This window comes from Cryobacterium sp. (assembly GCF_025463825.1).
GTDB lineage: Bacteria > Actinomycetota > Actinomycetes > Actinomycetales > Microbacteriaceae > Cryobacterium.
This window is the reverse complement of record NZ_JAODBG010000100.1, coordinates 1-6,202: the sequence shown is the minus strand read 5'-3', so window position 1 is coordinate 6,202 and position 6,202 is coordinate 1. Positions and strand designations below refer to the sequence as shown.

General features: G+C 68.8%; 5 protein-coding genes. 2 read left to right on the top strand and 3 right to left on the bottom strand.

The features are described from left to right. Positions 1-108: 108 nt before the first annotated feature. The 3 genes from JWP54_RS17755 to JWP54_RS12195 form a co-directional block, all read right to left on the bottom strand. A complete protein-coding gene (locus JWP54_RS17755; protein WP_367274220.1) occupies positions 109-177 on the bottom strand; it encodes a hypothetical protein in 69 nt (22 codons plus the stop codon). A 591-nt stretch (positions 178-768) separates the two neighbouring features. Beyond that, the gene (locus JWP54_RS12200) at positions 769-2,163 is read right to left on the bottom strand and encodes an FAD-binding oxidoreductase (protein WP_297372440.1); all 1,395 of its coding nucleotides are present in this window, start codon (positions 2,161-2,163) and stop codon (positions 769-771) included. Between the two features lie 146 nt (positions 2,164-2,309). Continuing rightward, positions 2,310-3,638: an aminotransferase class I/II-fold pyridoxal phosphate-dependent enzyme gene (locus JWP54_RS12195; protein WP_297372436.1), complete on the bottom strand. Its 1,329-nt coding sequence runs from the start codon at positions 3,636-3,638 to the stop codon at positions 2,310-2,312. Between the two features lie 243 nt (positions 3,639-3,881). Between JWP54_RS12195 and JWP54_RS12190 the strand changes: the two genes are divergently transcribed. After that, the gene (locus JWP54_RS12190) at positions 3,882-4,745 is read left to right on the top strand and encodes a nitrilase-related carbon-nitrogen hydrolase (protein ID WP_297372433.1); all 864 of its coding nucleotides are present in this window, start codon (positions 3,882-3,884) and stop codon (positions 4,743-4,745) included. 146 nt (positions 4,746-4,891) lie between these two features. Then, the coding region (gene hydA / locus JWP54_RS12185; protein WP_297372429.1) for a dihydropyrimidinase at positions 4,892-6,202 on the top strand (1,311 nt) is incomplete at its 3' end.

Below are 6,202 nucleotides of genomic sequence, written 5' to 3'. Positions count from 1 at the left end.
CCCACCCGCGTAGCCCGCGCGGCCCGCGGCGACCCGCGTAGCGGCGCGCGGCCCGCCCGGCGACCCGCGTACCCTGCACTGGTCCCGCGACGGAAACCGCGTACCCTCTCAGGGCGCGATGTTGTGGTTGTGGGCGAGCGCGTTCTGTGGGTCGTAGCGCCGCTTGCCCGCCCGCAGCCGCTCCCGCCCGCAGCCGCTCCACGGTGGCCGGCGGGTACATCCGAGTGAGCACCTCCGGATCCGGATGCGGGCTGAAGTTGCCGAAGGCCCCCGTCACGTCCTCCGCCACGGCGGCGCAGCCCTCCCGGATGCGCCGCTCGGCCTCGTCGGGAGCCTCCGGCGGCAGGAACGCCGCCGACACCACGAAGGCCTCCGCGTCCCGGTACGCCATCGCGATGGCATCCGCCGGCACCCGGTTGAACTCTCCCCGGAGGTACCGCACCATGAGCACCGCCGCGCCGAAGGCGGCGTGCGCGGTGGTGAGCCGGGCGATCAGGCCATCGTCGACGTCGTGCGCGAAACCGTTGTGGTCCACCATCCTCATCGCCTCGGGCGGCGGCGGCGGTTCCTCGAGCACGTCAACATACGGTTTGGGCGCCACATCGCTGCCGGTCACGCCGGGCAGGGTCAGCAGGGGGGTTGATGGCGGCCATGGCACTGCGTGGGAACCGCAACTGTTCCCCATGCGGACAATTGGTCCCGGTGTGCCGGGCGCAAAAGTCCGATTCGGCAACAGTTGTGGCTGACCGGCGCGGCGCCGAGCCGCGCTCAGTATGCCGGCGGCAGTGGATGCGCCCAGGGCACGATGTTGAGGTTGTGGGCCAGCACGTTTTCGGGGTCGTAGCGCCGCTTGGCCATCTGCAGCCGGGCCGCGGTGGCCGGTGGGTACATCAGGCTCAACACGTCGGGCTCGGCGCGCAACCGGAAGTTGCCGTAGGTGCCGGTCAGCTTCTCGGCCACGAACGACCAGGCGTCCAGGATGCGCTGCTCCTCCTCATCGGGGGCGTCCGGCGGCAGGAATGCCGCCGACGACACGAACGCCTCCGCGTCGCGGTGGGCGAACGCCGTGGCATCCGCCGGCACCCGGTTGAACGCGCCGCGCAGGTACCGCACCATCAGGACCGCGTCACCGAACGAGGCCTGCGCGGTGGTGAGCCGCGCAATCAGCCCGTCGTCGAAGTCGGTGGCGAAGCCGTTGCGGTCGACGATCCGGATCGACCCCGGCGGTGCGGATGGCTCGTCGAACACCTCCACGAAGAGTTTGAGTTCCACATCGTCGCCGGTCACCCCCGACAGGGCCAGCAACGGTCGGATGGCCATCATCGCCTCGGCCAGGTCGGCACCGCCGAAACAGACCAGCACCCTCGCCTGCGCCGGCATCTCCGGCCCGAACTCAGGCGTCGCGAGCACCGTCGAGTTGAGCAGTTCGGGCGAGGCGCGCATCACATCCCGCCACCCGCGCAGAGTGCCCGCCAGGTCGGTGGGCTGCACGTGGATGGTGCCGGCGACCACCCCGCGCAGCGGATGCGCCTGGAAGGTGAACCGGGTCACCACGCCGAAGTTGCCGCCCCCGCCGCGAAGCGCCCAGAACAGCTCCGGCTCCGAGGCTTCGCTGGCCGTCACGATGGCGCCGCTGGTCAGCACCACCTCGGCCGAGAGCAGGCTGTCGATCGCCAGGCCCTGTTGCCGCACCAACCAGCCGATGCCGCCGCCCAGGGTGAGGCCGCCCACACCCACCGTGTACGTGTCGCCGCTGGACACCGCCAGGTCGTACGGCTGCAGTTCCTGGGCGACGGTGCCCCACACGGCGCCGCTGCCCAGCCGAACCCGGTTGTTATCGAGCACCTCTACTTCACGGATGCGCGAGAGGTCGAGCACCATGCCGCCGTCGTTGGTGTTCATCGGGCTGTGCCCGCCGCTCCGCACGGACAGGGTCAGGCCCTCGGCCCGTGCGTAGGCGATGGCCGCCGCCACATCCGCCGCGCTGACCGGTCGCGCCACCAGACTGGGGCTGCCCACCCGGCCGTAGGCGGTGGCCGCCATCAGGTATTCGTCCGAACCGGGCCAGAGGATGGTGCCCATGAAACCGTCGATCACACGTTCCTCCCCACCCATCAGCGCCCGGTGAATCGCACCGCCGGAGTCACTCTCGCCACCCAGCATGCCCCTCGGCCCCTCCGCCCGCGACCCCGCCGGTGCACCCCCCGGGACGCGAAAGCGGTCGGGTGGCGACCTCGTTGTGCTGGGGCAGCCACAACCCCGCTCTCGCGGGATGCCGGGGCCAGCGCCGCTCTCGCGAGACGCTCGGGTTAGGCCACTCCGGCCGCCGCCGCTATCGCTCGGGCGATCGGCAGCACGTCGTCGGGCAGGGCGCCGGCGGTCACCCGGATGAACGACTCCGGCCGGTCGACCGCCTGAAACGGGCTGCCACCGGCCACCCGGATGCCCGTCGCCGCCAACCGCACGATCGCGTCACGTTCATCGGCTACCGGTACCCACGCGTTGATGCCGTCCGCGCGGGTCAGGGGCAGGCCGAACCCGGTGAGGGCATCCGCCAGTGCCTTCTGCCGGGCGAAGTACACGTGCCGGGCCTCGAACACCAGCGCCATACTGGCGCTGTCGGTGAGCAGCTCGTGCAGGATGGTCTGCAGCATCCGGCTGGTCCAGCCCGGGCCGAGCATCCGGCGCGCCACGATGCGGTCCACGAGTGCCGCCGGCCCGCCGAGCGCCGCGATGCGCAGGTCGGGCCCGTGCGACTTGGAGTAACTGCGCACGTGCAGCACCCGGCCAGGGAGCCAGCGGCCGAGCGACACATCCGGCGCAGTACTGATGGCGCCCGAGTGGTCGTCCTCGATCACCACGGTGTGCGCGGCGCGCTTGCTCGCGCCGAGCAGCCGGGCCAGTTCGGCGGCGCGAGCTGCCGACATCGACGCACCGGTGGGATTATGGGCGCGCGGCTGCAGCAGAACCGCGGCCGGCGACTGCGCCAGCGCCGCCTGGAACGCTGCGGGCACGATGCCCTCCGCGTCCACCGCGACGGGTAGCCGCTCGATGCCCATCTGCTCGAGCAGGTCGAAGAATGGCGGGAAGCCGGGGTCTTCCACGATGACCCGGTCGCCGAACCGGGCCACCTGCTCGAGGCTGCGCGAGATGGCGTCGAGGGCCCCGTCCACGACGGTGATCGACTCCGTCGGGTACGGCCACGAGCCTGCGAGCACCGCCAGGAGCTCCGGGATCACCGGTCGGGCCTGGTAGCTGGGCGTCATCGCGCGCTGCGAGACCCGCGAGAGCGCCGGGCCCAGCGCCGGGAGCAATGCCGGGTCGGGGGTGCCCCGGGACAGGTCGATGCGCAGGTCGCTCACGTGCCCGGCCAGCGACTGCGTGCGGGCGGGCAGCCACGGCGGCGCCTGGCGCACGAAGGTGCCGCTGCGTCCACGCGACACGATCAGGCCCGCCGATGACAGCGCCTGCCAGGCATGGCTCACGGTGGCGGGGCTCACCCCGAGTGCCGCGGCCAGTTCCCGCACCGTGGGCAGGCGTTCGCCGGGGGCGAGCCGGCCCGAACTGATGAGGCGCCCCAGGCCGGCGGCGATGCGGGCCGGGGTGGCCTGTTCGATCTCCTCCAGGTACAGCTGCACGCCGGGTTCTCCTTGCCAAGTCCTTGCTAGCAGCACGCGCGAACGACAGGATGATGATTTACGCATGCGTCATATGAAGAAACAGAACAGAAATGTTTACGTCGAATAATAACAAAACCGAACACCGTAACGTGGCTCGATCTCGACTGGCACTTTCACCGTAAAGCTCCGCAGATTGTTGTGCTGGCTTGCGACCCCCGCTGACGAGGTTCCACCCCGGGTCCGATCAGTGGAGGCAAGAGTATGAGCGTTGAACCAGCGAACATCGTGCGAGCGGCGATTACCCAGACCACGTGGACGGGGGACATCGAGTCGATGCTGGCCAAGCACGAGCAGTTCGCTCGCGATGCAGCGGCCGACGGGGCGCAGGTCATCTGCTTCCAGGAGCTCTTCTACGGCCCGTACTTCGGCATCACCGAAGACGCCAAGTACTACGACTACGCCGAACCGGCCGACGGCCCGATCGTGCAGCGCTTCGCCGCCCTGGCCAAGGAACTGAACCTGGTCATGGTGCTCCCCATCTACGAGGAGGAGCAGCCCGGCGTGTACTACAACACCGCCGTGGTGGTGGATGCCGACGGCACGATCCTCGGCAAGTATCGCAAGCACCACATCCCCCACCTCGACAAGTTCTGGGAGAAGTTCTACTTCCGCCCCGGCAACCTCGGCTACCCCGTCTTCAACACCGCCGTCGGCCCGGTCGGCGTCTACATCTGCTACGACCGGCACTTCCCGGAGGGCTGGCGCGAGCTCGGCCTCAACGGCGCACAGATCGTCTTCAACCCCAACGCCACCAAGCCCGGGCTGTCGAACCGGCTCTGGGAGATCGAGCAGCCCGCCGCCGCCGCCGCGAACGGATACTTCGTGGCCGCACCCAACCGGGTGGGTCGGGAGGACAACGAATACGGCGACCTCGCCGTGACGTTCTACGGAACCAGCCAGTTCGTCGACCCGCAGGGCAACTATGTGGGGGAGCTCGGCAGTGGGGAGAAGGAGGAGGTCGTCATCCGCGACCTCGACCTCGGCATGATCCGCCAGGTGCGCAACAACTGGCAGTTCTACCGGGACCGCCGGCCGGACTCGTACACGTCGATCCCCAAGCCCTAAGGAATCTCGGCGACGCACGTCCCGCTGGTCGAGCTTATCGAGACCCGAGACCGCGCCTACGTACCGACGACGGCTCACGAGGTCTCGACAAGCTCGACCGACGACGTGGTGACGACCGCAGACGAAGTAACGAACAGGAGAACGTCATGAAGACCCTGATCAAGAACGGCACCGTGGTCAATTCCACGGGCACGGCGGCAGCGGATGTGCTGATCGACGGCGACACCATCGCCGCGGTCCTCGCCCCCGGATCCACCCTGCTCGGCTTCGACATCGAACGCAACGTCGACACCGTGATCGACGCCGCCGGCAAGTACGTGATCCCCGGCGGCATCGACGCGCACACCCACATGCAGATGCCGTTCGGCGGCACCGAGGCCAGCGACACCTTCGAGACCGGCACCAGGGCCGCCGCCTGGGGCGGCACCACGAGCATCGTCGACTTCGTGGTGCAGTATGCCGGCGAGAACGTGCTCGACCAGTACGCCGCCTGGCAGGAGAAAGCTCGCGGCGAGTGCGCCATCGACTACGGCTTCCACCAGATCCTCTCCGACGTGCAGGACTCCTCGCTCACCGCGATGGACGAACTGGTGAACGAGGGCGTCTCCAGCTTCAAACTGTTCATGGCCTACAAGGGGGTCTTCCTCTCCGACGACGGCCAGATCGTCAAGGCCATGCAGCGGGCCGCCACCAACGGCAGCATGATCATGATGCACGCCGAGAACGGCAGCGTCATCGACCTGCTCGTACAGCAGGCCATCGCCGCCGGCAACACCACGCCGTACAACCACGGCCTCACCCGGCCGTGGCAGGCGGAGGAGGAGGCCACCCACCGGGCGATCATGCTCGCCAACCTCACCGGAGCGCCGCTGTACGTGGTGCATGTTTCCGCCAAGCAGGCCGTCGAGCAGATCGCCATCGCTCGTGACCGCGGCCAGAACGTCTTCGGCGAGACCTGCCCGCAGTACCTCTACCTCTCGCTCGAGGACCAGCTCGGGGCGGAAAGCCCGGAGTGGGGCGAATTCGAGGGCGCCAAGTGGGTCTGCTCCACCCCTCTGCGGTCCAAGGCCGAGGGCCACCAGCACCACATGTGGCAGAGCCTGCGCACCAACGACATCCAGATGGTGTCCACCGACCACTGCCCGTTCTGCATGAAGGGGCAGAAGGACATGGGTATCGGCGACTTCTCCAAGATCCCGAACGGGATCGGCGGGGTCGAGCACCGCATGGACTTGCTCTACCAGGGCGTCGTCGACGGCCCCATTTCCCTCGAACGCTGGGTGGAGGTCACCTCAACCACTCCCGCGCGCATGTTCGGGATGTACGGCAAGAAGGGCGTCATCCAGCCCGGAGCCGACGGCGACATCGTCATCTACGATCCGAACGGCCACACCTCCATCGGTGTCGAACAAGATTCCTCAGGGCGCCCTACCGGTCGATCGCATCACATGAACATG

Excerpts from the sequence above, each read along its gene's own strand:
- JWP54_RS12190 (WP_297372433.1), top strand. The coding sequence starts at position 3,882 with ATGAGCGTTGAACCAGCGAACATCGTGCGAGCGGCGATTACCCAGACC.
- JWP54_RS12200 (WP_297372440.1), bottom strand. The coding sequence starts at position 2,163 with ATGCTGGGTGGCGAGAGTGACTCCGGCGGTGCGATTCACCGGGCGCTG.